This window comes from Nocardia pseudobrasiliensis NBRC 108224, from assembly GCF_001613105.1.
Classification (GTDB): Bacteria; Actinomycetota; Actinomycetes; order Mycobacteriales; family Mycobacteriaceae; genus Nocardia; species Nocardia pseudobrasiliensis.
Genome location: NZ_BDBS01000033.1, coordinates 18583 through 44625, shown reverse-complemented (window position 1 = coordinate 44625; position 26043 = coordinate 18583). Strand labels below are relative to the sequence as shown.

At 66.4% G+C, this 26043-nt stretch carries 24 protein-coding genes; 14 read left to right on the top strand and 10 right to left on the bottom strand.

Going from position 1 to position 26043, the window contains the following annotated elements; translation table 11 throughout:
• Positions 1-181 precede the first annotated feature (181 nt).
• The 6 genes from NP4_RS25330 (at position 182) to NP4_RS25305 (ending at position 5887) form a co-directional block, all read left to right on the top strand.
• On the top strand, positions 182-1537 hold the full coding sequence (locus NP4_RS25330) for a DUF445 domain-containing protein (RefSeq protein WP_068002669.1): 1356 nt from the start codon (positions 182-184) through the stop codon (positions 1535-1537).
• A 52-nt stretch (positions 1538-1589) separates the two neighbouring features.
• Positions 1590-2381 (top strand): TIGR03084 family metal-binding protein, encoded by a 792-nt coding sequence (locus NP4_RS25325; protein ID WP_068002666.1) that lies wholly within the window; start codon positions 1590-1592, stop codon positions 2379-2381.
• Positions 2382-2796: 415 nt separating this feature from the next.
• Positions 2797-3435 carry a hypothetical protein gene (locus tag NP4_RS25320; protein ID WP_114755843.1) on the top strand — a complete coding sequence of 213 codons (639 nt, stop codon included), beginning with the start codon at positions 2797-2799 and terminating at the stop codon, positions 3433-3435.
• A gap of 10 nt (positions 3436-3445) precedes the next feature.
• The gene (lhgD, locus tag NP4_RS25315; protein WP_068002659.1) at positions 3446-4630 is read left to right on the top strand and encodes an L-2-hydroxyglutarate dehydrogenase; all 1185 of its coding nucleotides are present in this window, start codon (positions 3446-3448) and stop codon (positions 4628-4630) included.
• A 130-nt stretch (positions 4631-4760) separates the two neighbouring features.
• Positions 4761-5276 carry an SRPBCC family protein gene (locus NP4_RS25310; protein WP_068002656.1) on the top strand — a complete coding sequence of 172 codons (516 nt, stop codon included), beginning with the start codon at positions 4761-4763 and terminating at the stop codon, positions 5274-5276.
• An 11-nt stretch (positions 5277-5287) separates the two neighbouring features.
• The gene (locus NP4_RS25305) at positions 5288-5887 is read left to right on the top strand and encodes a ribonuclease H family protein (protein WP_068002653.1); all 600 of its coding nucleotides are present in this window, start codon (positions 5288-5290) and stop codon (positions 5885-5887) included.
• A gap of 77 nt (positions 5888-5964) precedes the next feature.
• Here the strand turns inward: NP4_RS25305 and NP4_RS25300 are convergent, their stop codons facing one another.
• The 9 genes from NP4_RS25300 to NP4_RS25260 all read right to left on the bottom strand — a co-directional run bounded on the left by NP4_RS25300 (position 5965) and on the right by NP4_RS25260 (position 15407).
• Positions 5965-6714, bottom strand: coding sequence for a hypothetical protein (locus tag NP4_RS25300; protein WP_147288065.1), 750 nt, complete (start codon positions 6712-6714; stop codon positions 5965-5967).
• Between the two features lie 134 nt (positions 6715-6848).
• Complete coding sequence (locus NP4_RS25295) at positions 6849-8018, bottom strand: MlaD family protein (RefSeq protein WP_068002648.1); 1170 nt, start codon at positions 8016-8018, stop codon at positions 6849-6851.
• Positions 8015-9106, bottom strand: a complete 1092-nt coding sequence (locus NP4_RS25290; RefSeq protein WP_068002645.1) for an MCE family protein — start codon at positions 9104-9106, stop codon at positions 8015-8017. The genes NP4_RS25295 and NP4_RS25290 overlap by 4 nt, the downstream gene beginning before the upstream one ends.
• Positions 9103-10206: an MCE family protein gene (locus tag NP4_RS25285; RefSeq protein WP_068002642.1), complete on the bottom strand. Its 1104-nt coding sequence runs from the start codon at positions 10204-10206 to the stop codon at positions 9103-9105. The genes NP4_RS25290 and NP4_RS25285 overlap by 4 nt, the downstream gene beginning before the upstream one ends.
• A complete protein-coding gene (locus NP4_RS25280) occupies positions 10203-11198 on the bottom strand; it encodes an MCE family protein (protein ID WP_068002899.1) in 996 nt (331 codons plus the stop codon). The genes NP4_RS25285 and NP4_RS25280 overlap by 4 nt, the downstream gene beginning before the upstream one ends.
• Positions 11195-12223 carry an MCE family protein gene (locus NP4_RS25275; protein ID WP_068002639.1) on the bottom strand — a complete coding sequence of 343 codons (1029 nt, stop codon included), beginning with the start codon at positions 12221-12223 and terminating at the stop codon, positions 11195-11197. Before NP4_RS25275 ends, NP4_RS25280 begins: the two co-directional genes overlap by 4 nt.
• Positions 12220-13710 (bottom strand): MlaD family protein, encoded by a 1491-nt coding sequence (locus tag NP4_RS25270; protein ID WP_068002636.1) that lies wholly within the window; start codon positions 13708-13710, stop codon positions 12220-12222. Before NP4_RS25270 ends, NP4_RS25275 begins: the two co-directional genes overlap by 4 nt.
• Positions 13711-13720: 10 nt before the next feature.
• Positions 13721-14584, bottom strand: a complete 864-nt coding sequence (locus tag NP4_RS25265; protein ID WP_062502917.1) for an MlaE family ABC transporter permease — start codon at positions 14582-14584, stop codon at positions 13721-13723.
• 4 nt (positions 14585-14588) lie between these two features.
• On the bottom strand, positions 14589-15407 hold the full coding sequence (locus tag NP4_RS25260) for an MlaE family ABC transporter permease (protein WP_068002634.1): 819 nt from the start codon (positions 15405-15407) through the stop codon (positions 14589-14591).
• 548 nt (positions 15408-15955) lie between these two features.
• On the opposite strand from NP4_RS25260, the gene NP4_RS25255 reads away from it, so the two are divergent.
• Positions 15956-16627 carry a S1 family peptidase gene (locus NP4_RS25255; RefSeq protein WP_068002630.1) on the top strand — a complete coding sequence of 224 codons (672 nt, stop codon included), beginning with the start codon at positions 15956-15958 and terminating at the stop codon, positions 16625-16627.
• Between the two features lie 43 nt (positions 16628-16670).
• Here NP4_RS25255 and NP4_RS25250 read toward each other — a convergent pair whose 3' ends face one another.
• A complete protein-coding gene (locus NP4_RS25250; protein ID WP_068002627.1) occupies positions 16671-18206 on the bottom strand; it encodes an MFS transporter in 1536 nt (511 codons plus the stop codon).
• A 121-nt stretch (positions 18207-18327) separates the two neighbouring features.
• On the opposite strand from NP4_RS25250, the gene NP4_RS25245 reads away from it, so the two are divergent.
• The 7 genes from NP4_RS25245 (at position 18328) to NP4_RS25215 (ending at position 26035) form a co-directional block, all read left to right on the top strand.
• The gene (locus NP4_RS25245) at positions 18328-18843 is read left to right on the top strand and encodes a DUF6764 family protein (protein ID WP_068002622.1); all 516 of its coding nucleotides are present in this window, start codon (positions 18328-18330) and stop codon (positions 18841-18843) included.
• A 23-nt stretch (positions 18844-18866) separates the two neighbouring features.
• A complete protein-coding gene (locus NP4_RS25240; RefSeq protein WP_068002619.1) occupies positions 18867-20060 on the top strand; it encodes a serine hydrolase domain-containing protein in 1194 nt (397 codons plus the stop codon).
• 39 nt (positions 20061-20099) lie between these two features.
• Positions 20100-21479, top strand: a complete 1380-nt coding sequence (locus NP4_RS25235; protein ID WP_068002616.1) for a cytochrome P450 — start codon at positions 20100-20102, stop codon at positions 21477-21479.
• 381 nt (positions 21480-21860) lie between these two features.
• Positions 21861-22727, top strand: coding sequence for a L,D-transpeptidase (locus tag NP4_RS25230; protein ID WP_307597781.1), 867 nt, complete (start codon positions 21861-21863; stop codon positions 22725-22727).
• 167 nt (positions 22728-22894) lie between these two features.
• Entirely contained in the window at positions 22895-23824 is a 930-nt protein-coding gene (locus tag NP4_RS25225; RefSeq protein WP_068002894.1) for a carbohydrate ABC transporter permease, read from the top strand.
• Entirely contained in the window at positions 23821-24687 is an 867-nt protein-coding gene (locus tag NP4_RS25220; RefSeq protein WP_068002613.1) for a carbohydrate ABC transporter permease, read from the top strand. The genes NP4_RS25225 and NP4_RS25220 overlap by 4 nt, the downstream gene beginning before the upstream one ends.
• A 19-nt stretch (positions 24688-24706) precedes the next feature.
• Positions 24707-26035: an ABC transporter substrate-binding protein gene (locus NP4_RS25215; protein ID WP_068002610.1), complete on the top strand. Its 1329-nt coding sequence runs from the start codon at positions 24707-24709 to the stop codon at positions 26033-26035.
• Positions 26036-26043 lie beyond the last annotated feature (8 nt).

Below are 26043 nucleotides of genomic sequence, written 5' to 3'. Positions count from 1 at the left end.
CCAGATTGGTCGATCGACCAGTATTCTCGGATGCGCGAGCCGTGCGCCGAATCCGATTTGCCGAACGGCGAACGGCCGGTGAAAACGGCGCTACCCACTCGATTGACACTCGATCCGGACCGATGAGAATGTTGGCATCCGACATCTCATGTCCCGGTTCGGAGCAAGGGGGAATCCCACGATGACGACTCTCGCCGGCGGGGTGTTCGTCGACTGGGAACACCTCACCGGCCAGCCGAAAATCGTCGTCGATCTGATCACCTTCCCGATCTTCAGCGCCCTGGCCGGCTGGCTGACGAACTGGACCGGCGTGCTGATGCTGTTCTGGCCGATCTACTTCCGCGGCATCCGGATTCCGGGCCTGCAGGTGCTATACCCCTACTTCCCCCGGCGCGTACAGGTGTTGCCGACCTTCTCCGGGGATGGTAAGCGGATCGGCTTCCAGGGTTTCATCCCCGCCCGCGCCGAGAAGATGGCCAGTATCTGCGTGGATATGGCCATCATGCGGATCGGCGGTCCCAAGGATTTCATCCACGAACTCGATCTCGAGGGCGTCGCGGACTACATCGCCGAACTCGCCCGCCCGCAGGTGCAGCCGATCGTCGACGAGATCATGATGCGCGAGAATCCGGAGCTGTGGCGGGCGGTGCCGCGCCCGGCGCGGGTGCTGCTCTATCAGCGCGTCGAGCGCGAATTACCCGCGCTGACCCGGCGAGCGTTCGAGCGCCTCGGCGACAATGTCGATCAGCTCATCGATATCAAGAGCTTCGTCATCCGGTATCTGCGCGCCAATCCGGAGATCCTCAAGGATCTGACCACCACGATCGCCGCGCCGGAGCTGCGTTTCATGGTCCGCATCGGTCTGCTGGGCGCGCCGTTCGGACTGTTGCTCGCGCTGTATATGCAGGTGCACCACGACATTCCGGTGCTGGGCTGGATTCCGGGCTGGGCGGTCGTGCTGACCGCGGCGGCCGCGATCGGCGTCATCGTGAACGTCATCGCCATCAAGATGGTGTTCGAACCCGGCGATCCGCAACCGCGCTACCGATATCTGTGGCGGCAGGCCCTGCTGGCCAAGCGTCAGCCGCAGGCCGCGGCCGATCTGGGCCGCATCCTGGCCTATCAGGTGCTCACGCTGCCCAATCTGGCCACCGAACTGCTCGACGGGCCCAATGGGGACAAGACCCGCCAGCTCGTCGAACATCTGATCTCCGAGGAGATCCACCGCCAGCTCGGCCCGACCACCTCGATGGTGCGAATGGCCTTCGGCCGCCGCCAATTCGAGAATCTCAAGATCGGAGCGGCCGGCGCGGCGGTCGGATTGGCCCCGAGCCTGGTCTCCGATGAGGAGTTCGCCTTCGAACAGGCCGGGCAGATAGACGATTTCGCGACCCGTAAGCTGCGCCAGCTCACGCCGGGCGAGTTCATGGAGATGTTCTACGCCTCGGTCGAACAGGACGCGTGGCTGCTCTACCTGCACGGCGCGGTACTGGGCCTGGTGGTCGGCGGCGTACATCTGGCGCTGTTCGGCTGGTAATAACAAGCACGCATGCTTGCATTTTTTCGGGGGAGCCTGCGATGCTGATCGCGTGGTTGATCTGCAGGCGTTGCTCGCCGACCTCGATGCCGAAGGCACGGATCTGGATGCGCTGGTCGCGGGGCTGCCGGCGTCCGAATGGGCCCGGGCCACACCCGCCGAGGGCTGGACGATCGCCCATCAGATCGCCCATCTGGCCTGGACCGACGAGGTCGCGGCGCTGTCGGCCACCGATGCCGAGACCTTCGGCGAATTGGTCCGCGAGGCCCTGCCGCGGGCGCTGACCTTCGTCGACGAGGCCGCCGAACAGCTCGCGGCCACACCCCCGCCCGAACTGCTGAGCCGGTGGCGTCGCGGCCGCGCGGCGCTCGGGGCGGCCCTGCTCGAGGTGCCGTCCGGTGCGAAATTGCCGTGGTTCGGACCACCGATGAGTCCGGCCTCGATGGTCAGCGCGCGACTCATGGAGACCTGGGCGCACGGTCAGGACGTGGCCGATGCGCTCGGCGTCGTCCGAACCCCCACCGTGCGGCTGCGCAATATCGCCCATCTGGGCATCCGGACCAGGAATTTCGCCTATCAGGTGCACGGACGCACGCCGCCCGCGGCGGAATTCCGAATCGAACTGCACGCACCGGCCGGGGAGATCTGGACCTGGGGGCCGGAGGATGCGGACCAGCGCGTCGAGGGGTCCGCACTGGATTTCTGCCTGCTGGTCACTCAGCGTCGCCACCCGGGCGATCTGGCGATCGTCGCGGACGGGCCCGATGCGGCCGAATGGCTCACCATCGCACAGGCGTTCGCGGGACCGGCCGGAACGGGACGTACCGCAGGACAATTCGCCTGAATGCCGACGGTCGCCCCGCGCATGCGCGAAGCGACCTCGCCACGGCGTCCGGCCATAGATCGAGAGCGGGCGAGCGCCAACTTTGGGTGCGCCGTGCCTGTTGCCGACCGGACGCCGTTGGCCGGAGGTTTGGAAGTGGCAGTCGAAGCGGACGCTCGCCAGCTAGATAATTGTTTACCCACCCGTTCCACACCGGAAACACCTGACGCGCAAAGAAATTCGCGTACCCGAGGGTGTGACAATTGTCTTCTAGAGCGCGCTGTCGATAGCGCGTACGACCACCCCCTATTGTGATCTTGATCGCAGCGTTCCGCTGCCGTACTTCGCGACACAGTAATCTGAACGCGCGTATGACTTTCAACGGTGCGAGTCCGCGTTGCAGGGGGCCCCAGGGGAGAGGGAAAGGAACGCACCGATGTCGCGAGGACGACCCGCCTCCATCCTCCAGCACACCGCCGTTGTCGCCGCCGGCATGGCCAGTATCGGATTGACCGTCGCCGCGGGCACCTACGTCGTGAACCAGATCGCCGAGACCGGCCGCATGCCCGGCACCCAGATCGCGCTGCCCGGTACGGGTCTCACCGACGAGACGCCCGCCCACGAGTCGAACGCCCATGAAACCACCACCGCACCAAGGTTTTCCGGCGAGATCGGCCTGGTGGCGGAGAGTGAGTGGCTCCCGACGGCCCATTTCGACCGGCCGACCGCGAGCACACCGTCCGGACATCCCGTCCCCGCCACCGCGTCGACGGCGACCGCACCGCAGACCGCCCCGCCCGCCATGCGGGTCCATCTGCCCGGCGACACCTATGTGGGCGCGAATGTCACTCGGCCGCAACCGGATTCGCTGACCATGACCATCGACACCAATGTGTTGTCGGCCGTGACCGCCATGCTGGCGGCGCGACTCGGCGAGCAGCCGGGCGCGATCGATCCGGCCGGTGTCACCCGGATCAGCACCGCGGTGGACACCCGCCGCGGCGAGCTGACCGTGGCCTTCTCCGATCCGATACTGGGCGGGCAATCGGTGCGGTTGTCGCGTCGCGGTATGTGAGACTGCCTGGGTGTACGACTACTGCGTGATCGGTGGCGGCATCGTCGGTGTCGCCACCGCCCACCGGATCCTGACGACCCGGCCCGGGGCGAGCGTGCTGCTGCTCGAGAAGGCCGATCGGCTCGCCGTCCATCAGACCGGGCACAACAGTGGGGTCATCCACTCCGGCATCTACTACGCGCCCGGCAGCCTCAAGGCGCGCATGTGCCGCCGGGGCGCGCAGTGGACCAAGGAATTCGCGGCGGCCCAGGGCATTCCGTACGAGGTGTGCGGGAAGCTGCTGGTCGCCACCGATTCGGTCGAGCACGATCGGATGCTCGCGCTGTACGAGCGGTCGGTCGCCAACGACGTCGAGGTCGAACTGCTCGACGCCGCCGAACTGATCCGCCGGGAACCGCACGTCACCGGCGTGGGCGCGCTGTTCGTGCCGAGCACCGGCATCATCGACTACGCCCGCGTCACGGCCGCGCTGGCCGAGCGGGTGCGCGCGGCCGGAGGAGAGATCGTGCTCGGGGCCGAGATCACCGCCATCGCCGAGACTTCCGATGCGATCACCGTCTCCGGCCCCGCGGGCTCGTGGCGGGCGCGACGGCTGGTGGCCTGCGCCGGGCTGCAGGCCGATCGGGTGGCACGGCTGGCGGGATTGCGAATCTCGTTGCGTATTGTCCCCTTTCGCGGAGAGTATTACCGGCTGCCGCCCGAGCGCAAAGGGTTGGTGAACACCCTCATCTATCCCATCCCGGATCCGGAGCTGCCGTTCCTGGGCGTACATCTGAGTCCGACCATCGATGGTGAGCTGACCGTCGGACCCAATGCCGTCCTCGGTCTGGCGCGTGAGGGTTATCGCAAGGGCAGTATCGACGCGCGCGACGCGCGGGAGGTGCTGGGCTATCGCGGATTTCACCGAGTCGCGGCGGCCAATGTCCGAACCGGACTGCGGGAACTGCGCAATTCACTGTTCAAACGGGGTTATCTGGCCGAATGCCGAAGGTACTGCCCGGAATTGACACTGGCCGATCTACGCCCGCGCGAGGCCGGGATCCGCGCGCAGGCCGTGGCGCGCGACGGAACACTGGTGCACGACTTCCTGATCGAGCGCACCGACCGCTCGGTCCACGTCCTCAACGCACCCTCACCGGCGGCCACCTCGGCGCTGCCGATCGCCGAACATATCGTAGACCAACTGGACGATTGACCCGATAGACCCCTGTTCGCCCGTTATATGCCGGACACGCCGGAATCCTCGAGTTATTCACCGGTAACCGTTCAATAAAGAGGATTTCTGTAGTACTTTTGTCCGCAGCCGTGGAACAGGAAACAAGCCAATGGGCCACATCAGGTACGCGAGCGACGTCGGGGCTCCGGTGGAGGTCGCGTTCACGTACACGGACAACCACCTGTTCGTGCCGGACTGGATGTTCGGCGTCACCGCATTCGAACCGGTCGGCGACTCCGGCCACGGGCCGGGTGCCGTGTATGCCGCCGCCGTTCGGATCGGGTTGTGGCGCACCACGGTCGAATGTGAGATTTCCGAGTACCGCCGCAACGTGGTGATCGGATACACACTGCGCAGGCGCCGGCCGGGGAAGGTGGCGCCTGCGCGGTCCGATGGGCCGGTCGCGGCGCTCGGCACGCTCACCCTGCGGTTCGACCCGCTCGGCCCCGGTCGGTCGGTCCTCGCCTGCGAGGTCGACTACCGGCCCCCGCGCGGGCTGGTGGCCAGGATGTGCACCGGGATGATCGATGCGGCCGTCACCTCCGTCGTCCGGCGGAGTGAGGCGCAATTGCGGAGAGAGATCGAGGAATTTCACGGGACCGACCTTGTCGGTCGGATTGCGTAGGGTAGGCCACCATGATCATCGTGAGCACCGACGGTTCCTGCCTCCGCAATCCCGGTGGCGCCATCGGCTGGGCGTGGGTCAACCATGAGGGCGGCGCGTCGGGCAGCGGCGGAGCGGCCGCGGGCACCAATCAGATCGCCGAATTGCGCGCGGTACTGGAGGCCATCGTCGCCCATCCCGGATCCGAACCCCTGCTCATCGAGAGCGATTCGCTCTACGCGATCAAATGCGCCTCCGAATGGCTGTCGAGCTGGCGGCTCAACGGCTGGCGCACCGCCGCGGGCGGCCCGGTGAAGAACGCCGAATTGGTCCAGCACATCGATCATTCCATCGCCACCCGCCCCGGCCCGGTCCGATTCCGCTGGGTGCGTGGCCATGTCGGCAACTACTTCAACGAACAGGCCGACAAGCTTGCCGGTACGGCCGCCCGCGCCGCCGCGGCGGATCCGGCCGCCCTGCCCACCGGCACGAGCGATCTGCCGCCGTTATCGATCGTCGACACCGCCGCGCCGACCGCGCTGGAGATGGTCACCCCGGCTCCGAAGGCGAAAAAGGTTGCGCCCGTGACCGAGACGATTCCGGCCCCGGCCGAAACCCTCACGCTGTTCTGATCCGACTCCGGTCCACCCCGAGAGCCTCCGGCTGTGGTGTCACCCGCCCACAGCCGGAGGCGTTCGGTGGTACGGAACTACTGCCCGGGCTTCGGAGAGCCGCTCGGCGCCGGGGCCGGATTGCCCTGCGGGGTGGCGGGCTGACCGTCACCGGGCGCGCCCGGAGCCGCCGGAGCGCCCGGGGCCGCCTGGCCGCCGCCCATACCCTTGGTCACCGGCGAGTCGAACTTGGCGACCAGCCACTTGCCGTCCTTGTACTGCATATGGGCAACGCCCGGCAGGGTGATCTTGTCCGGTTGCGGAACAGCGGCGTTGGTCTGCTCCTGCGTGATCATCACGACCACATTCGCCTCGCTGTCGTTACCCGACTCCCAGGCGCAATGGATCTCGTCGATCTTGGAACGCGCCTGCACACTGACCATCGCCTGTTTGAGGGCGTCGGTCGCACCGCTGAAGAACTGCGCCCACTCACCGGTCGACATGTCGTTGACCGTTTTGAAGTACGAGTCGAGATTCTTCGCGTCGTAACTGCCCACGGCCTTGCCGAAATCACAGGCGGCCCGTGTCGCCGAATCACGGGTGTCCAGCTCGTTTCCGCGATCGTCGGCCTGCTTCCAGAACACCACGATCGCGGTGACCGCGGCGACCAGCAGCACCCCCGCGGTGAAGGCCCCCGCGATGGGCAGCAGCGAACCCGACCGTTTGCCGTCGGACGGCTCGGCTTCGGATTTCGCCTCGGCCTGGGTCGAGGGAGCGGTCTCGACCTTCACCGTCGGCTCCTCGGCTTCGGTCTTCGGTTTTTCCTTGGCAGCGTCGTCATCGGACATGAACTGATCTGTCACCTTCCCGGCGCGCCGCGTGGCACACCGTGTAGCCGGATCAACCCGGAAGGATCCGGGCCGACGGGTTCACTCGGCGAGTATGCCCGCCCCGGCGTTGTTTCCGCCGCGGGGGCACACACTCACCGCACCGGGGGCAGGGTCCGCTCGTTCGGATCGGCACCTGCCGGCATCTGGGCGCCGTTGTTGGGCACATCGGGCCGCGGCGCATTCGACGAACCGCGGATCTGCTGGTCCGGCGGCGGATTCGTGCAGTAGTTCCAGCGCGGCATCGTGCCGTCCTGAACCACATAGGGCGGATTGTGTTTGGTGGCGTAATCGCAGAACGGCCGGGGCCAGATATCGGTGATCGTATAGAACTCGCCGTCGTGCGCGGGCACGCCGGCCGCCGAACTGCCCACCACCAGCGCCGGGAACAGCGCGCGCAGCGCGGGCAGGCGCAGCTGCGCCGCGCGGGTCATGGCCACGAAGTTGTTGGCCAGACCCGTGATCGGATCATTGGTCTTGTCCAGTACCGCGCCGAGCTGCTGCATCTGCGCGGGCGCGCGGTCGAGCACCGTCTTCAGTTCGTCGTTGGCATTGTTGAACTGATTGAGCAGCATCCCCGAATTACGGGTCAGCGTGGCGAGATCGGGCTGCGCGTTCGACGTGGTCGCCGCGATGGTGCGCAGATTCGCCAACAGGTTGGCGGTCTGCGGCAGCAGATTGTCCAGACCCGCGGTCACCAGGCTCAGCGCATCGATCATGTGCCGCAACTGATCCGGACCACCGCTGAGCGCGGTATCCAGATTGGTGAGGATGACGTTGAACCGCTCCGGATCGATCTGGGTGAAGAACGCGCTCGAATTGTCGAGCACCGACCACACCGGCGTGGGCGTATGCACCTTCTGCGGATCGAAGGTGACCACCGCGCCGTTGGCCAGATAGGGACCGCTGTCGGTCTCGGGCCGGAAGTCGATGTACTGCTCACCGGCGCCGGACAGCGCCTGCACGGCGACCGTGGTGTCGCTGGGAATCCGGTAGCGGCTGTCGATTTCGGCCTCGGCCGCGATCGCGGCGCCCCGATCGACGAGTTTGATCGAATTGACCTTACCCACCCGGTACCCGCGCAGGGTCACGTCGTTACCCGGCTGCAGACCGCCGGACCGGTCGAGATTCACCGTGACGGTATAGGTCTGGCGCAGCGGATTGACGCGCATCACGCTCACCGCGAGATAGGTCGCGCCGATGACGAGGGCGAGGACCAGACCCAGATTCGACAGCAGCATCTTGTGCCGTCCGAACCAGCTCATCGGTGGCCTCCCGTCACGCGGCTGTAGACGATCTGCAACACCTGGATGAGGCTGCCGTTCAAATCCTGCACATCGCGCAGGTCGAAGAACTTGCCGTGAGCCGGATCGGTGAGCGCGCTGATGTCGAGCTGGGTCAGCGTCGCCGCGACGGCGAGGGTGCTGCCCTTGGTCGAGGCGTCGACGCCGGGCCGGATCTCGTGGATCGCGTCCAGTGCCGGGCCGAGCGTGTCCTGCGTGCGCGCCAACGCGTCCATCAGCTTGTGCAGATTGTCGAGTAGTCCGGCAAGCTGCGATCCAGTGGTCTCGGAGTAGTCGCCCAGGGCATTGCTCGCGGTGGACACCTTGGTCAGCAGATCGCCGATCTGCTTGTTGTTCTCCGAGATCGCGCCGATCATGCCGGGCAGCGTGTCGGCCACCTGGCCGAGCTCCCTGTGCCTGGACTCGATGGTGTCGGCCAGTGCGCTGAATCCGGTGAGCGTGCTGTCGATGCGATCGCTGTTGGCGTGCAGGGTTCCGGTGACGCTGGTCATCTGCTTGATCAGATCGGCCAGCTGATCGGGCCGCCCGCCGACCACCGCGTCCAGTTCCGAGGTCAGCTTGCCCAGCGCCGCGACGCCGCCGCCGTTGAACAGCATCGAGATCGACAGCAGCAGTTCCTCGACCGTGGCGCCGGCCGATGTCTTGTCGATCGCGATGGTGTCGCCGGTCCTCAGCAGCGGCGCACCCGGTTCGGATTTGGGTTTGGACACCGCGACGAAGACGTCGCCGAGCGGGGTCGCCTGGCGCAGCTCGGCGGTCGCGTCCTTGGGCAGTTCGATGTCCTTGCGGATGGTCAGATCGACGATCGCCTGGAAGTTCTTGGTCTCGATGTGACTGACCACGCCGACATCCGAACCGCCGATCTTGACCTTGGCCTGATCGGGCAGATTCAGCGCATTGGCGAATACCGCGTGCACCGTGTAGGTATCGCCGCTCACGCCCGGCTTGGGCAGCGGCAGTTTCTCCACGGTCAGCCCGCAGCCGGAGGCCAGCAGCACCGCGGCCGAGGCGGCCAGCGCCACCATCGCGCGCCGGGTCCGGGCCGTCATTTGGTCAGTCCCAACAGCGCGGCGGTCAAACCGAGATCGGGCCCGAAATCCTCGATCCTGCCGGTTCGGCAGCCATCCGACTTCATCTGAATCCGTTCGCAGAAGACGCTGACGATCTCACCGGACAGCGTCGTACCCAGCAGGGCGTGCAGCCGGATGTAGCGACCCTCGCGGTTGACCGAGCGGTCCAGGTTCTGCAGGAACAGCGGGGCGATATCGACCACCTCGGTCACATTCGCCGCATTGCGGCGCAGCTGCTCGGTCACCGCGGTCAGGCCGGTGAGGCTCTGGGCCAACTGATCCTGATACTGGCCGAAGCCGCCGCTGGTATTGGCCAGAAAGCCGTTGATCTGTTCCAGCGTGGCCTGCAGACCGGGCGCCTGCTCGGCGAGCAGCTGGGTCAGCTGCGTGGTGCGGTTGCTGAAATCGCGCACGGACTGGTCGTTTTCGGCGAGCATCGTGGTCAACTCGTTGAGTTTGACGATGATGGTCGCGACCGCGTCCTTGTTGTCGACGCCGACCTTCAGCGCGCCGGACAGCGCGTTGAGGGTGTCGCGGATCTTCTCGCCCTGACCGTTGACCATGTCGTAGAGCAGCGTTCCCGACAGCGGCCCGACATTGCTGCCCGGCGCGGGCTTGAGCGCGGCGGCGAACTGATCGATGGTCTTGATCATCGTGTCCAGTTCGACCGGCGTGCGAGTCTGTTCGACGGTCAGATGCGCGTTCTCCGGCAGCGTCGCCCCGCCGGTGTAGACCGGGGTGAGCTCGATATGCCGGTCGGTGACGATCGAGGGCGAGATCAGCGCCGCCACCACGTCTTTCGGGATCTTCACATCACCCTTGACGGTCATGTGGACCTCGGCGTATTGACCCTTGGGCACGATCTTGTCGACCTTGCCGACCTCGAGGCCGAGCACGGTGATCGGATTGCCCTCGAACATGCCCGCGATATTGCGGAAGTCGGCGGTGAGGTGATGGGTATTGCCCACGGCGTCCTGCACCGAGACCGGCAGCACCGAGCAGCCGCCCGCCGCCAGCGCGGCCAGACCGACCACGAAAGCCTTTGCGGCGTACTTCATCTCACGGATGGTCGGTTTCATCCCTGGCACCCCTCGTTCACTCGGGCGAAGCACAACCAGTTGTCCGGGAACAGCCAGGGCAGCGCGACCTCACCGTAGGGACCGTTGCCGAAGGAGTTGTTGAAGTAGCGCAGCGACACCGGCATGATCGACAGCAGTCGATCCAGATTGTCCCTGTTCTTCTGCAGACCCTCGGCAATGGTGTTGAGCTGCACGATGGTCGGGCCGAACTGGTCGTTGTTCTCCGAGCCGATCTGCTGCAGCTGCTTGGTCAGCGCCGCGACATTGTCGAGCAGTTGACGCAGCAGCGCCTGACGTTCCATCACCCGGTTCGCGATCGCCTCGCCCTGGGTGATCACCAGCAACACGCTGTTGCGGTTGTCGCCCAGGATCTTGGTGACCCGATCCAGATCCTTCAGCAGCGAATCGACCTGCTGCTGACGATCGTTGATCGTCTTGGCGAGCGCGCCGACGCTGTCGAGGGCTTGGGCGGTCAGCTGCGGCGAACCGTCGATCTGATCGCCGAGCACCTTCAACGATTCGGTCAGCTTCTTGGTGTCGAGCGCCTCGAACTTCGGGGTACCGATCTGCACCACATCGGCCAGGTTGTACGGAACCACGGTGTTGTTCTTGGGGATTCGCTTACCCTTCAACCCCTTGCCGTCGCCCGGATCCAAATCCACGTACCGCGCGCCGAGCAGCGTCGCCATCTTGATCGAGGCCTTGGCGTCGGGGCCGAGTTTCACATCGTTGTCGATCTGCAGGGTGAGCAGGACGTGATCGCCCTCGAGTTCGGCGCCGGACACAGTGCCGACCGGAACGCCCGCGACGTCGACCTTGTCCCCGACCCGGACCCCGGCCGTCTGCACGAATTCGGCCTTGATGTCCTGGGTTCCGACGCCGAGCTTCTTGTAGGTGCTCGACACGACCAGCAGCAGCACGATCACCAGCACGCCGATGATGCCGAGCCAGAAGAAGCGGTTCGCGTTGAAGCGGTTCCTGAGTGTCGTCATGGCCGGCACACCGCCGAGTGGGACTGGCCGCCGATCTGGGTGAGCAGACCGCGGGGGAGCAGGATGCCGTACAGCGAGACGTCCAGGCTGCAGACGTATGCGTTGGCGTAGGCGCCCTCGGAGTTGAAGTGCCCCAGATCCTCCAGCACCACCGGCAGGTCGACCGCGGCGCGGTCGAGCTTGTCGCCATTGGCGATGAGCAGGGTCAGCGCGTCGCGGGTGGAGTTCTGCGCGGCGCTGATCTTGGGTTGGACCTGGCCGATCATATTCACCAGTGAGGTTGTGGCGGTGGCGATCTGGACGGTCGAGGACTGCAGCGACCGGCCCTGTTCGTACAGGCCGCCGATCAGCGCCCGGGTCTGGGTCACCAGGGTCTCCAATTCGTCACCGCGCTTGGCCAGGCCCTGCATGACCGCCGAGAGGTTGGTGATCACATCGGAGAGGATGGCGTCGCGGCGCTGGAAGTCACCGGCCACCGCGGCGGCCTGGGTGATGAAGGCGCTGAGGGAGACTCCGTCGCCCTGCAGGGCCTGGATGAAGGTATTGGACAGGTTGTTGACCTGTTCGGGCTGCAGCACCTGGAACAGCGGCTGGAAGCCGTTGAGCAGGCCGGAGATATCGAACGACGGTTCCGTGCGCTCCAGCGGGATCGTGCCGTTGTTGCGCAGCGCCGTATTGTCGCCCTTACCGCCCGGCGCGAGCGCGACGTAGCGCTGGCCGATCAGATTCTGATAGCGGACAAGGGCTTTGGTGGTGCCGTAGAGGGTCTGGGTGCGCTGCACCTCGAAGGTGACCTTGGCGTGGTGCGCGGAATCCAACTCGATCTTCTCGACCTTGCCCACCCGGACGCCCGCCATGCGCACATCGTCGCCCTCGCGCAGGCCGAGCACATCGGTGAAGGTCGCGCTGTAGTTGTTGGTCGGCCCGGCGACCGTGCGCGCCAGGGTGTTCCACACGACGACGGTCACCAGAATCGACACCAGGGCGAAGATGGTGAACCCGATCAGGGGTTTGCGAATACTCATCGACCGGCACCGCCATCGGTGACTTGCAAGGTTCCACCCCTCAGGATCGAGCTCAACAGCAGATATTCGGCAGTGGTGGGCTGGCGACCGAGCAACGCCGCGATGGCGGAGTCACCGGAGTAGGCGATCGGCTTGGCGGCGGGATGCTGTCCCGGCGGCGCGGGCTGCGGGGCGGCCGGAGCCGGGGCGGGCTGTGCGGGGGCGGACAGTCCGAGCATCGGGAACAGGCCCTCCAGCGGAGTTCCCGCGAGCGGATTGGCGGGCTTGGTCGGATCCGCGGGATCCCCGGCCCGGGTGTCCGGGGCGGTGAAGCCCGGAATCATCGGCAGGCCCGGCATCGGCACGGCCGGGGGCAGACCCTTGGCCGAATCCAGCGCGCGCGGCTTCAGCGAATCCGGCAGCGGCGGCAGCGTCGCCTCCAGCGGTGCGGTGGCACAGCTCGGGGCGGGCAGGTCGCCGTAGCGCGGACAGTCCGAACGGTCGTAGGGCCGGAACGGCGTGAGGGTCAGGCCGAGGTTCCAGATCATCTGACGCTGCGGACCCCAGTGGAAGGTCGTATTCAGCTGTCGCAGCGACTGATTCAGGTTGGCGATCGCCTGCGGGATGGCATCCGGATTGTCCGAGAGCGCGCCGAACATGTCGGCGGTGCCGCTGGTGAGCTGCTTGCCCACATCCGGATTGCGAGCGAACAGCGCGTTGACCTTGTCGACCGTGCCGGAGGTGCCGGTGAGCAATCCGGCCAGTTCACCGCGCTTATCGGAGATGGTCTGCGCGGTCTGCACCGAATCGGCCAGCACCTGCATCAGATCCGGCGCCGAGGCGTTGAGCGCGTGGAAGGAGGCGGAGAAATTGTCCAGGGTCTGATCGACATTCGGCACCGCGGCGCGGACCTGGGTCAGCCAGTTGTCCAGCCGCTCCACCGTGGAGCCCGGCACCCGGCCGCTGCCGTCGAGGGCGTAGGACAGCGTGCTCAGCACGCGGCCCAGCTGCACCGGATCGATCTTGTCGAGAATGCCGCGCACCGCGGTCAGGGTGTCCTGCAGGGCGATCGTGCCCTCGCTGCGATCCTCGGGGATCTTCGAACCGGCGCGCAGCGCGGTCGAATCCGGTCCGTTGTAGACCAATTCGACGGAGGTGACGGCGAACAGGTTGGAGGGCACCACGCGGGCGGTGACATTGGCCGGAATGTCGTTGATGTACTCCGGCTTCATCTCGATGTGCACTTCCTGCAGCTCGCCCTTGGCGGCCACCGACACATCCTTGACGGTGCCGACCAGCACGCCGCGAAACTTCACATCCGCCTCGGAGGGCAGACCGTCGCCGGTCGTGGTCATATTCGCGGTGACGTCGACCTTGGGTCGCAGGATGGCGCCCTTGTACCGGGCCATCAGGAAGGTCAGCAGGAGCGCGAAGACGACCAGCCCGCACACCCCGGCGATGAGCAACTGCCGCATCGTCGGTCCGCGGCCACTCGGATCGATGATCATGTCCGCGCCCCTACCCCGAGATCCTGATACCGGGATTGATGCCCCACACCGCCATGGTCAGCGCCAGGTCGGCGAATACGACCGCGATGATGCACACCTTGATCGCCCTACCGGCGGCCACACCCACTCCTTCCGGCCCGCCCGAGGCGAAGAATCCGTAGTAGCACTGGATGAAGGTCGTGATCGCCACGAACACGATCACTTTCAGCAACGACCACAACACGTCGTGCGGAATCAGGAATTGATAGAAGTAGTGCTGGAATGTGCCGGTCGCGGTGCCGCCGATCAGCTGCACGGTGGTCGCGCAGGCGATGTAGGCGAACGGCAGCGCCAGGCAGTACAGCGGCACGATGGCGATCATCGCCGCGATCATCCGGGTGCTGACCAGATACGGCAGCGGCCGGATGGCCTGGGCCTCCAGCGCGTCGATCTCCTCGGAGATGCGCATGGCGCCCAGCTGCGCGGTGAACCGGCAGCCGGCCTGCGCGGCGAAGGCCACCGTGGCGAGCAGCGGGCCCAGTTCGCGAGTGGTCGCGAACGCGGACACCGCGCCGGTGATCGGGCCCAGGCCGAGGATGTTCAGCGAGTTGTAGCCCTGCAGTCCGACGGTGATACCGGCGAACGCGCTGAGGATCAGCACGATGCCGATGGTTCCGCCGCCGACGACCAGATTGCCGTTGCCCCAGGTGACATCCGAGAGCAGTCGCCAGACTTCCTTCGGATAGTGCTTGAACGCCAACGGCATCGAGCCGATCGACCGCAGGAAGAAGAAGACCTGATGGCCGATGCGGGCGAGCCAGTCGCGGGGCGCGGTCGCCGAGCTGCGGATCCGCTGCAGGGGCCGCAGTAGCGGCGGCACATAAGTTGACGACACCGGCTCAGACCACCTGGGGAGGGAACAGGGTGGTGTAGATCTGCGTGATGATCAGATTCACGCCGAACAGCATCACCGCGGACAACACCACCGCGGTGTTCACCGAATTGGCGACGCCACCCGGGCCACCGCGGGTGTTCAATCCGGAGTCGCAGGCGATGATCGCGGCGAGCAGGCCGTAGATCAGCGACTTCAGCAGGGCGACGAACAAATCGGTGGTCACCGCGAACGAGGAGAACGTGCCCACATAGGAACCGGGGGTGCCGTTCTGCGCGAACACATTGAAAACGTAGCCGGTCAGGAAGCCGACGAAAACCACGAAACCGCAGAGCAATACGGAGACCAGCATGGCCGCGCCGAGCCGGGGGGCGACCAGCCGGCGCAGCGGATCCACGCCCATCACCTTCATGGCGTCGATCTCCTCGCGAATGGTGCGCGAGCCCAGATCGGCGCAGATGGCCGAGCCGACCGCACCGGCGATCATGAGCGCGGTGACCAGGGGCGCGCCCTGCTGGATGATGCCCAGGCCGTTGGCCGCGCCGATGAACGAGGTCGCGCCGACCTGTTCGGTGACCGAGCCGACCTGGATGGAGACGATGACGCCGATCGGAATGGCGACCAGCAGCGTGGGCGCGGCCGCGACGCTCGCCATGAATCCGCATTGCCGCACGAACTCACCGAAGGGGAAGCGACGGCGGAAGATGGCGACGAATAGTTCGGCCACCGCGGCCACACCCATCGTCATCTGACGCCCGAGGGTTTCCAACGACCGTTTGGGATGGTCCTGCCAGTACGACCTCGTCCAATCGACCGCCCCGTTCATTCGGGATCGCGTTGGTGGACTGTTGGTGAACTGCACTGGCTAACCCCTCTCGACGCCGGTTGCCCGCCCCGACGACTGTTTGCTTGACGCACCTTACTACGGAGTTAGGAAAAACACACCACAAAGTGTGCTTCCGGTCATAGACCCAGATCACGTCCTGTCATCTGCTGTGATCCACGACATCAGGTTGGTATGTGCCACAAAGATCGCGGCGAAAATCTAGAACTAGTTCCACCATTGAGAACAAATGTCCAACCGTTCGGTCGGGCCGGGATAATTTCTCGGATCGAATTTATACAAATTGAGCGACTCGTGCGGAATGTCCGTTCGAGCCTATCGAGTGTGCGGCCGAACTCGGCGCTGCCGAACCGGCGACGCGCCGGTCATCGTGACGAATCGGACGCGTCGCGCCCCGCCCGTAACGTCTCGATCGTCTGCATCGATCCAGCAAACATTGCGCTGGTAGAGGACGCGTCCGCGTCCGAATCCTGACAGGATGTAGTAACTACATGGCTTGATATCGTGCGACTTCCGACGTCTGGAGGGACATGTTCATACAACTCGCCAAGGCGGCCCGCGCCGTCTTTGCCGTCGCCCTCGGCGCGGCGCTGCTGGGGACGGGTGCGGGAGTCGCGCACGCCGATCCCGCCCCGCCCGTGATCGGCGGCGGTTCGGGCATCATCGTCAACAACGAGTACGAATGCACGGTCACCACCGTGGGCCGCGACGCCGCCGGTCGGCTGGTCGGTCTGACCGCCGGACACTGCGGCGAGGCCGGGGCGCAGGTGTGGGCCGAGCAGGCCCGCGGCGCCGGGGTGATCGGCCGCTTCGCCTACTCCAACCACGATCTGGACTATGCGGTCATCCAGTTCGACGAGGGTCGCATCATCCCGGTCAATCGGGTCGGCAATGTGACCATCACCGGTCTCGGCGCACCCGCGGGCTTCCCGTCGATCGTCTGCAAGGAGGGCCGGACCACCGGCAACACCTGCGGCATCGCCTGGGGCGACATCTTCCAGACCAATGAGACCTGGAGTCAGATGTGCGTCGTCGAGGGCGACTCCGGCGCACCGGTCGTGGTCGGTACGACGCTGGTCGGCATGGTCAACGCCTATCTGGCGGTGGCCTGCTTCGGCCCGGAGGTCGGCACAAATATGGACATCATCACCGCCGATATGAATGCGCGTGGCGATGCGGGAGCCGGATTCCGGCCCATCTGAGGTCCGCACGAAACATGTAGCGCGGGGCGGTGACTCGACGAAGTCACCGCCCCGCGGTCTGTTCGGGGTGCTGCGGTTGCACGGCCGGACCGGTCATCCCGCACTGCGGCAGGCAGTCCACGGTCGGCTCGGTAGGGGGTTGCGCGGACCGATCCCGCCGCGGCGTGCCGAGCAGCGCACCCGCCAGCAACGCCCCGGCCACCAGCAGGCCCGCGCAGATCTCCATGGCGGTCGTGAAGCCGTGGTCGATGGTCGCGGCGTCCTGGATCGAACCCGAGATTCCGGCCAGTCCCGGCAGCGCGGCCACGGCCAGCAGCTGGGCCGTGCGGGCCACGGCATTGTTCACCCCCGAGGCGATACCGGATTCGCCCGCGGGCACCGCGCCGAGCACCGCACCGGTCAGGGGCGCGACCAGGGTGCTGAGTCCGAGGCCGAAGACCACCACGCCGGGCAGCACATCGACCAGATAGCCGTGTACGCCGCCTGATCCGGGTCCGATCCGCAACAGCAGCAGCGTCGCGGCCGCGGCCAGCAGCGGACCGACCGTCATGGGCAGTCTCGCACCGTGCTGCTGCGCCCAGCGCCCCGCGGGTGCGGACAGCACCAGCATGATCAGCGTGATGGGCAGGGTCGCGATACCGGAGGTCAGCGGTGAATATCCCGCGACCTGCTGCAGTTGCAGCACCAGGAGGAAGAACACGCCGCCGAGGGCGGCGTAGACCGCGAAGGTCACCAGATTGGCGGCGGTGAATACGCGCGGACGGGCATGGGCCGCATCGACTCTCGCCCCGCCGCGACGGCGGCCGGTGAACAGCGCGGGCGGCACCAGCGGATGATCGCTGCGCACCTCGATCACCACGAAGGCGATCAGCAGCGCCACACCGGCCAGCGCGGGCGCCGCCATCGACTCGATCAGGCCGAAGGTGAGCGCGCCCAATCCCAGCGCGACCACCACCGCACCCGGCACGTCCAGCCGCTGCGCCGCATGCGGATCGCGGCTTTCCGGCACATGCCGCACCGCGACCGCGACCACGATCGCGGCCAAGGGCAGATTGATCAGAAAGATCGAGCGCCAGCCCGCCACCTCGATCAGCCAGCCGCCCAGAAACGGCCCGATCGCCCCGGCGATACCGCCGAAGCCGGACCACAGGCCGATGGCCGCGCCCTGATCGCGCTCATCGATCGAGGCGGAGATGAGCGCGAGACTGCCGGGGGTGAGCATCGCACCGGCCAGACCCTGCACGATCCTGGCCGCGACCAGCATCTCGATATTCACCGCCGCCCCGCACAGCGCCGAGGCGATCGCGAAGCCCACTGTGCCCCAGACGAATACCCGCCGCCGCCCGAGCCGATCGCCGAGCGAGCCGCCGAGCAGGATGAACGACGCCAGGGTCAGGGTGTAACCGGACAGCGTCCACTGCAGTCCGGCCATACCGGTGTGCAGCGATTCGCCGATGCGGGGCAGGGCGATATTGACGACCGTCGCGTCCAGCATGGCCACCGACGAGCCGAGCACGGTGGCAAGCACGATCCACCGTCCGGTGGCCGACCGCAGCCGCGGCAACTCCTGGGTACTCACGCCTGTCACGCTACGACCAGTGGGTGCGATTCGCGCGGATTCGACGCGGCCGAGCGCGGATTCGACGTTCCGGCAACCGATCTGGGTATGGTGAAACACCGGCGTCCGGAAGGAGTGGATCGTGAAGGTGATCGGCGCGATTCTCTGTTCGGCCGCCACGATGGGCATCTGTTTCGCCGCCGCGGGCACCGCCTCGGCAACCGGTGTGCACTGCGATTCCGATGCCGAGCGCGATGTGACCATCGTCGCCGGTCACACCGCCTGCCGGGCCGTCGCGACGGGTACCGGCCACGCCCGCGCCCTGAGTCTGGACGGAATCGGCTACGCCAGTGCCAGCACGGGCGCCGTGGCCGTGGCATTGGGCGCGTCGGGCGGAACCGGAGCCAGCGAGGGCGCGGCCGGACTGCCCGTGGCGATCGGCCTGGGTCCCGGCGCGCTGGCGCACACCTCGCTGAACGAGACCGGCCGCATCGGGGTCACGATCGCGTTGAACGGCTCTCGGGCACAGGTGGTTTCGGCCGATCGCGCCCCGGTCTGCCTGGGCACGGCCGCCTTCGCCTGGGATTCGCGCAGCGGCGGCGCCTGCCTGGCCAGTCCGGTCGGGCTCTGGCACGCCGCGGCCGTCGCGTTACCCTGAGCCTCGGACGCTAGGAGGTGGGCATGGTTGCGGCATCCGCATCGACCGCCGAACCGCAGATGACGATCGATCCGCGCTTCGTGCCACTGGTACATCGGTTCTTCCGGATGTTCGAACGACCCGCGCGCGGCGGCGGCGCACTCGCGATCTACCTGCACGGCCGCCCGGTGGTCGATGTCTGGGCGGGCTGGGCGGCACCCGATCGACGCTGGCGTTCCGATACCGTCGCCCTGGCCTTCTCGACCGGTAAGGGCGTGGCCTCGACAGTGCTGCACCGGCTGGCCGAACGCGGGTTGATCGACTACGACGCGCCGGTGGCGACGTACTGGCCGGAATTCGCCGCACACGGCAAGGGCGAGATCACCGTGCGCGATGTGCTCGCGCACCGGGCCGGACTGCATCGGGTGCGCGGCCTCGCCGAGACCCCCGACGGCCTGCTCGATTTCGACGCGATGGTCCGGGCGCTGGCCGATGCCGAACCGGATCCGCGCCGGCTGCAGTCCTCCGGATATCACGCGGTGACCTTCGGCTGGCTGGTCGCCGAGATCGTGCAGCGGGTGACCGGCGACGAGTTCACCGAGGTGCTGCGCCGCGAGATCGCCGAACCGCTGGGCGCGCCGGAATTCTGGTTCCGGGTGCCCGAGGATCAGCGCCATCGCATCGCGCGGACCTTCCCCCGGCTGCGGGTGCCGGTGCTGCGCTGGGATACCGCCGCGTCGGTACTGGCCCGCAGTCGCCGCCTCGCGGGTATCGCCGAGGCCGGTATGCCGCTGGGTTTCGATCTGCTGGTGGACGATCCGCGCGTGCACGATTCGGTGATGCCCGGTTTCAACGGTGTATTCGCCGCGCGGGCGCTGGCCCGGATGTACGGGGCGCTGGCCAATGACGGCCGCGTCGACGACACGCGGTTGCTGCGGCCGGAGACCATCGCGCAGATCAGCCGGGTGCAGAGTCGCGGGCGCGATTACGTCATCGGGCTCCCGCTGGGGTTCACTCTCGGCTATCACCGTCCGCCCATCGCCTCGCGTCACCCGATCCGCCGCGGTTTCGGGCACTACGGCGTCGGCGGTTCGGGCGCCTACGCCGATCCGGAGCTGGGGATGTCGGTGGCCTTCGTGACCAATCGCCTGGGCAATTCGCTGAACACGATCGGCGACGGGCGATTGGCCCGATTGGGCGCGCAGGCGCGCGCGACCGTACTGCGCCGGCCGCAATAGGCGTCGAACCGATCGGTCCGCTGAAACGTATCCGAGGGTATGAACAGCCCGTCGACCGTTTCGGCGCGGCCGCGGGTACCGCGGGCGGCGGTACTGCACGCGCTGTGGGCCGGAATGGATTTCGATCGGTATTTCCGATGGCGTCGCGCACACGACGGAGATCCGTTCTTCGTTCGATTTCCGGGATTCGGCGCCGCACTGTTCACCGGAACATGTTCGGGCGCAAAGGAATTGTTTCGGGCCCCCGTGGAGATATTGGAACCGCCCCATCCGAATCCCATTGAGCCACTGGTCGGTTCGGCCTCGTTGATTCTCGCCCGATCGGATCGGCATAGGCCGATGCGATCGCTTTTGGCGCCCGCATTTCATCGCGATCGAATTCGCAACTACGGCATGATCATTCGCGATTCCGTCGAGGCGGAGCTGGCGGGTTGCGGGCGTGGGCCCGCATGGCGCACGGGTGCGCGAATCGACGCTCGCGCCGCGGCGCGGGCGATTACGCTGCGGGTCATTCTGCGCGCGGTCTTCGGCCTCGCCGACGATCGGCGGCGCGCCGAATACACCGCGGCCGTTGCAGAATTCCTGACCGCGTTCAGCGGACCGCTCATGCTCGTACCGGCCTTGCGGCACAGCACGTTCGGGCACGGGCCGTGGGATCGGTTCCTGGCCGCACGCGCGCGGCTGGACGCCCTCATCGATGCCGATATCGCCGCCCGGCCGGCGAGCGGGGGCGACGGCGAGGACATGCTGACCCTGCTGCTCGACGCGCGGTACGAGGACGGCGGCGCGATCGGCGACGCGGAACTGCGCGAACAGCTGCGCACCCTGCTCGTGGCCGGACACGAGACCACCGCGACCAGCCTGGTCTGGGCGCTGTACCGGCTGCACCGGAATCCGGAGACGCTGGACCGGCTGCGGGGGGAACTCGCCGCGGCGGGCCCCGACTGTGAACCCGGTGAACTGGCCCGGCTGCCATATCTGGACGCCGTCTGCCAGGAGACGCTGCGGCTGCATCCGCCGGTGCCGATCGTGCTGCGGCGCTTGACCGGATCGTTGCGCCTCGGAGGGGTCGCGCTGGTTGCCGGTGACACCGTGGGTCTGGCCACGCCGCTGCTGCACTCCGATCCCGAGATCTGGTCCGCCCCCGAACGCTTCGCGCCCGAACGCTTTCTCGAGCGCCGCTACGGCCCGTTCGAATTCGCGCCCTACGGCGGCGGGCATCGACGCTGTATCGGAGCGCCACTGGCGGATTACGAGTTGCGCATCGCGCTGGCGACGGTTTTGAACCGGGTCGAGCTGAATCTGTCCCCACGCTATGCCCGCGGCCGAATTCCGCTGGCGGTGCCGCACAACATCGCCACCGGACCACATGCCGGAATCACCTTCGATGTCCTGTTCGCCCGAACCGATTGCGAGTGATTTGCCTCACAATAAGGTTTCGGGACGCATCGTCGCCGTTTGCGAGCGGTCGCACCCGCGACGCGACCGACTCGCCGATGCGAACGGCGCATTCCCGGTCCGGCGCGTACAGCGCGTCGCGCCTGTGACGTATCGCACACCGGGGAGTCGGTCTTCATAACTGCGAGAAGGCAATTGGCTGCGGCACGCACGAGATGTAGTAATGGATTCCGGGTCGGGGCCGATATAACGCCCGGCGCTCGTATCGCGCGAGACCTTCCCGCACGCCGCCTGCGTGCGAAAGAGGATGGAGAGGACGAAACGGCTGTGCGCACCACCACCTGGAAACCCGCTCGGAACTCGACGAGCCGACCCGCTCGGATCGGCGTCCTATCCCTGGCGGTGACCTCACTGGCGGTGGCCACCGCCGCGGCGATCTCCGTCGCGCCGGCATCGGCCGCCCCGCTGTGGCCCGGCGGCCCGGATGTGCCGGGCGCTCCGGCCGTCGTGCAGGCCCCGCAGCCCGCACCCGGCGCGGCTCCCATGAAGAATCCGCCGCCGCTGCCCCAGGCCAATTTCGCCCCGCCGAGCGTGAGCCCGAGCGACGGCGATGTGGTCGGCGTGGCGCAGCCGATCATCATCAACTTCAAGGAGCCGGTCGCCGATCACGACGCGGCCGAGAAGGCCATTCGGATCACCTCCAGCAATGCCACCAACGGCCACTTCTACTGGCGCGGCGACAAGCAGGTGCGCTGGCGGCCCGAGGAGCTGTGGCCCGCGAACTCCGATATCACCGTCGAGGCGGGCGGCACCAAGGTCGCCTACAAGATCGGCGACGAGATCAAGTCCGTCGCCGACGACGCCACCCACACGGTGACCGTCACCCGCAACGGCGAGGTCATCAAGACCATGCCCACCTCGATGGGCAAGGCCAAGCACGAGACGCCCAATGGCACCTACTACGTGGGCGAGAAGAACCGGAAGATGATCATGGACTCCTCCACCTACGGGGTCCCGACCACCGATCCGGAGGGTTACAAGCTCGAGGTCGAGTGGGCCACCCGCCTGTCCAACAGCGGCATCTTCGTGCACTCGGCCCCGTGGTCGGTTGCGCAGCAGGGCGTTTCGGACACCAGCCACGGCTGCCTGAACGTCAGCCCGGCCGATGCCCAGTGGTTCTTCGAGAACTCGCAGAAGGGCGATCCGGTCATCGTCCAGAATTCGACCGGCACCTTCAGCACCAGCGACGGCATGGGCGACTGGAACTGAGATAGGTAAGGCCCCGAGGCCCGCTCCGCATCGCGCGGAGCGGGCTTCGCTCATTTCACCGTCCGAAAGCGGTTTGCCGCCCTAATATTCCGCCCATGTCCGATTTGTTCAACGGACGGGCGTCAGCGGTTAACCGCAAATTTGCCCGAACCGGACACACTGCCGCGGTGCGATCCCGGCCCGAACGAGTACTGCCCCAACCCCCGGTTCGTGGTCTGAAGGGCCGACCCTGGCGAGACTACGCGCTGTTTCTGGTGCTGGTGCTGCCGAATCTGATCCTGTTGGGGCTGTTCGTGTATCGGCCGCTGCTGGACAACATACGACTGTCTTTTACCGATTGGAATATTTCCGATCCGGTAGCGAACTATATCGGCGTCGCGAACTACACGGAGTGGTTCGGGCGGACCGATTCCTGGGACATCGTCGCCAATACCGTGATCTTCACCGTCGCGGCCGTGGCGGGCAGTATGGCGCTCGGGCTGGCGCTGGCGCTGCTGCTGGATCGGAAGCTGTTCGGCCGCAATGTGGTCCGCTCGGCGATCTTCGCCCCGTTCGTGATCTCCGGCGCGGCGATCGGCGTGGCCTTCCAGTTCATCTTCGATCCCAGCTTCGGCCTGGTCCAGGATCTGCTGCACCGGCTCGGCGTGACGAATGTGCCGGACTTCTACCAGAATCCGCACTGGGCGCTGTTCATGGTGACGATCACCTACATCTGGAAGAACCTCGGCTACACCTTCGTCATCTATCTGGCCGCCCTGCAGGGCCAGCGCCAGGAGTTGCTGGAGGCCGCGGAGATCGACGGCGCGAGCCGGTGGACCACCTTCACCCGGGTGTTGCTGCCGCAGCTGCGCCCGACCACATTCTTCCTGTCGATCACGGTCATGCTGAACTCGCTGCAGGTCTTCGACATCATCAATGTGATGACCCGCGGCGGACCGCTCGGCACCGGCACGACGACCATGGTCTACCAGGTCTACCTGGAGTCCTTCCGCAACTTCCGCGCGGGCTACGGCGCGACGGTGGCCACCATCATGTTCGTGGTGCTGCTGATCGTCACGCTGGTGCAGGTGCGCGTCATGGATCGAGGCGACCGATGACCACAGCCATGATGCACAGCGCGAACTACCGCCGCCGCCAGCTGGCCGCGACCCTGCTCGGCTATGCCGCCATGGCGTGTGTCCTGGTGATCGTCGGCGTACCGCTGTTCTGGATCATCATCACCGCGTTCAAGGCGCGTCCGGACATCTACACCCAGCCCGCGGTCTACTGGCCGCACAGCTGGCATCCGGAGAACTTCCACGAGGCGACGACCGCGCTGCCGTTCTGGCACTTCCTGCGCAATTCGCTGATCATCACCGCGATCATCGCCGCGGTGAAATTCGTCCTCGGCGTGCTCAGCGCCTATGGCCTGGTGTTTCTGCGATTCCCGGGTAAGACGATCGTATTCCTGGTGATCATCGCGGCGCTCATGGTGCCCAATCAGATCACGGTCATCTCCAACTACGCGCTGATCTCCCAGCTGGGCTGGCGAAATACCTTCCAGGGCATCATCGTTCCGCTGTGCGGCGTCGCCTTCGGCACCTTCCTGATGCGCAATCACTTCCTGTCGCTGCCGGCCGAGGTCATCGAGGCCGCGCGGATGGACGGCGCGAACTGGTGGCGGTTGCTCACCCGGGTGGTGCTGCCGATGTCCGGGCCGACCATGGTCGCGTTCGCGGTGGTCACGCTCGTCAACGAGTGGAACGAATATCTGTGGCCGTTCCTGATGGCCGACGATTCGCGCGTCGCGCCGCTGCCGGTGGGCCTGACGCTGCTGCAGAACACCGAGAACCCCAGTGTCACCAATTGGGGTCCGGTGATGGCCGGCACCCTGCTCACCATGCTGCCGATTCTGCTGGTCTTCTTGATCCTGCAGCGGCACATGATCAAGGGCCTCACCTCCGGTGCGGTCAAAGGTTAACCCCCACAAGGAGATTCCTGTGCCCGATGTTCGATTCCCGTCGCTGTCGCGACGCGGGTTTCTCGGCGCGTCCGCGGCCGCGGCGACCGGACTGGCCCTGACCGCCTGCGCCGGAACCGGCGGCGGCAGCAAGCAGTCCGGCAACTCCAACACCATCACCTTCTGGTCCAACCACCCCGGCACCTCCAAGGACCAGGAGGCCGAGATCATCAACCGCTTCCAGGCGCAGAATCCGGATCTGAAGGTCAACCTCATCGATGCGGGCCGCAACTACGAGGAGGTGGCGCAGAAGTTCAACGCCGCGCTGTCCGGTGGTGAACTGCCCGATGTGGTTGTGCTGTCGGATGTCTGGTGGTTCAACTACGCCCTCAACGGCACGATCGAACCGCTGGACGGTCACTTCGCCGCCGCGGGGGTGAAGGTGGACGACTACGTCGACACCTTCCTCAACGACTACAAGTTCAACGGCAAGACCTGGGCGCTGCCGTATTCGCGCTCGACGCCGCTGTTCTACTACAACAAGGACGTCTGGTCGAAGGCCGGTCTGCCCGACCGCGGTCCGGAGAGCTGGCAGGAATTCGACGAGTGGGGCCCCAAGATCCAGGGCGTCGTCGGCGACGGCAAGTGGGCGCACGGCTGGGGTGACGCCAAGAACTACCTGGCCTGGACCTTCCAGGGCCCGAACTGGACCTTCGGCGGCTCGTACTCGGATCAGTGGAAGCTGAAGTTCAGCGATCCGGCCACCATCGCGGCGGGCAACTACCTGCGCGAGTCGATCAACAACAAGAAGTATGCGAGTATCCGCCCGCAGATCGCGGTCGACTTCGGCACCGGCGTGGTCGCCTCGACGATCGCCTCCACCGGAGATCTCAAGGGCATCAAACAGAATGCCGCGGGCAAGCTGGAATTCGGCACCGCCTTCCTGCCGCATCCGCACGGCCCCGGCTGCACGACCGGCGGTGCGGGACTGGCGATTCCGGCGCGCATCTCCGATCAGCGCAAGGCCAATGCGCTCAAATTCATCGACTTCCTGACCAATTCGGCCAATACCGCATACTTCACGCAGGCCACCGGATACATCCCGGTCCGCAAGTCGGCGGTCGAGGACGCCAGCGAGAAGGACTTCCTGGCCAAGAACCCGAACTCCAAGACCGCGTTCGACCAACTGGCGCTGACGAAGTCGCAGGACTACGCGCGCGTATTCCTGCCCGGTGGCGACCAGATCATCGGCACCGGACTCGAACAGATCGGCCTGCAGAACAAGGATGTCGCCACGGTCTTCGCCGATGTGAGCAATCAGTTGCAGGCGATCTACGACCGTCAGATCGCCCCCAAGCTGCCCAAGTAGGAATGATT

Excerpts from the sequence above, each read along its gene's own strand:
- NP4_RS25330 (WP_068002669.1), top strand. The coding sequence starts at position 182 with ATGACGACTCTCGCCGGCGGGGTGTTCGTCGACTGGGAACACCTCACC.
- NP4_RS25320 (WP_114755843.1), top strand. The coding sequence starts at position 2,797 with ATGTCGCGAGGACGACCCGCCTCCATCCTCCAGCACACCGCCGTTGTC.
- NP4_RS25310 (WP_068002656.1), top strand. The coding sequence starts at position 4,761 with ATGGGCCACATCAGGTACGCGAGCGACGTCGGGGCTCCGGTGGAGGTC.
- NP4_RS25305 (WP_068002653.1), top strand. The coding sequence starts at position 5,288 with ATGATCATCGTGAGCACCGACGGTTCCTGCCTCCGCAATCCCGGTGGC.
- NP4_RS25300 (WP_147288065.1), bottom strand. The coding sequence starts at position 6,714 with ATGTCCGATGACGACGCTGCCAAGGAAAAACCGAAGACCGAAGCCGAG.
- NP4_RS25295 (WP_068002648.1), bottom strand. The coding sequence starts at position 8,018 with ATGAGCTGGTTCGGACGGCACAAGATGCTGCTGTCGAATCTGGGTCTG.
- NP4_RS25290 (WP_068002645.1), bottom strand. The coding sequence starts at position 9,106 with ATGACGGCCCGGACCCGGCGCGCGATGGTGGCGCTGGCCGCCTCGGCC.
- NP4_RS25285 (WP_068002642.1), bottom strand. The coding sequence starts at position 10,206 with ATGAAACCGACCATCCGTGAGATGAAGTACGCCGCAAAGGCTTTCGTG.
- NP4_RS25280 (WP_068002899.1), bottom strand. The coding sequence starts at position 11,198 with ATGACGACACTCAGGAACCGCTTCAACGCGAACCGCTTCTTCTGGCTC.
- NP4_RS25275 (WP_068002639.1), bottom strand. The coding sequence starts at position 12,223 with ATGAGTATTCGCAAACCCCTGATCGGGTTCACCATCTTCGCCCTGGTG.
- NP4_RS25270 (WP_068002636.1), bottom strand. The coding sequence starts at position 13,710 with ATGATCATCGATCCGAGTGGCCGCGGACCGACGATGCGGCAGTTGCTC.
- NP4_RS25260 (WP_068002634.1), bottom strand. The coding sequence starts at position 15,407 with ATGAACGGGGCGGTCGATTGGACGAGGTCGTACTGGCAGGACCATCCC.
- NP4_RS25255 (WP_068002630.1), top strand. The coding sequence starts at position 15,956 with ATGTTCATACAACTCGCCAAGGCGGCCCGCGCCGTCTTTGCCGTCGCC.
- NP4_RS25240 (WP_068002619.1), top strand. The coding sequence starts at position 18,867 with ATGGTTGCGGCATCCGCATCGACCGCCGAACCGCAGATGACGATCGAT.
- NP4_RS25235 (WP_068002616.1), top strand. The coding sequence starts at position 20,100 with ATGAACAGCCCGTCGACCGTTTCGGCGCGGCCGCGGGTACCGCGGGCG.
- NP4_RS25220 (WP_068002613.1), top strand. The coding sequence starts at position 23,821 with ATGACCACAGCCATGATGCACAGCGCGAACTACCGCCGCCGCCAGCTG.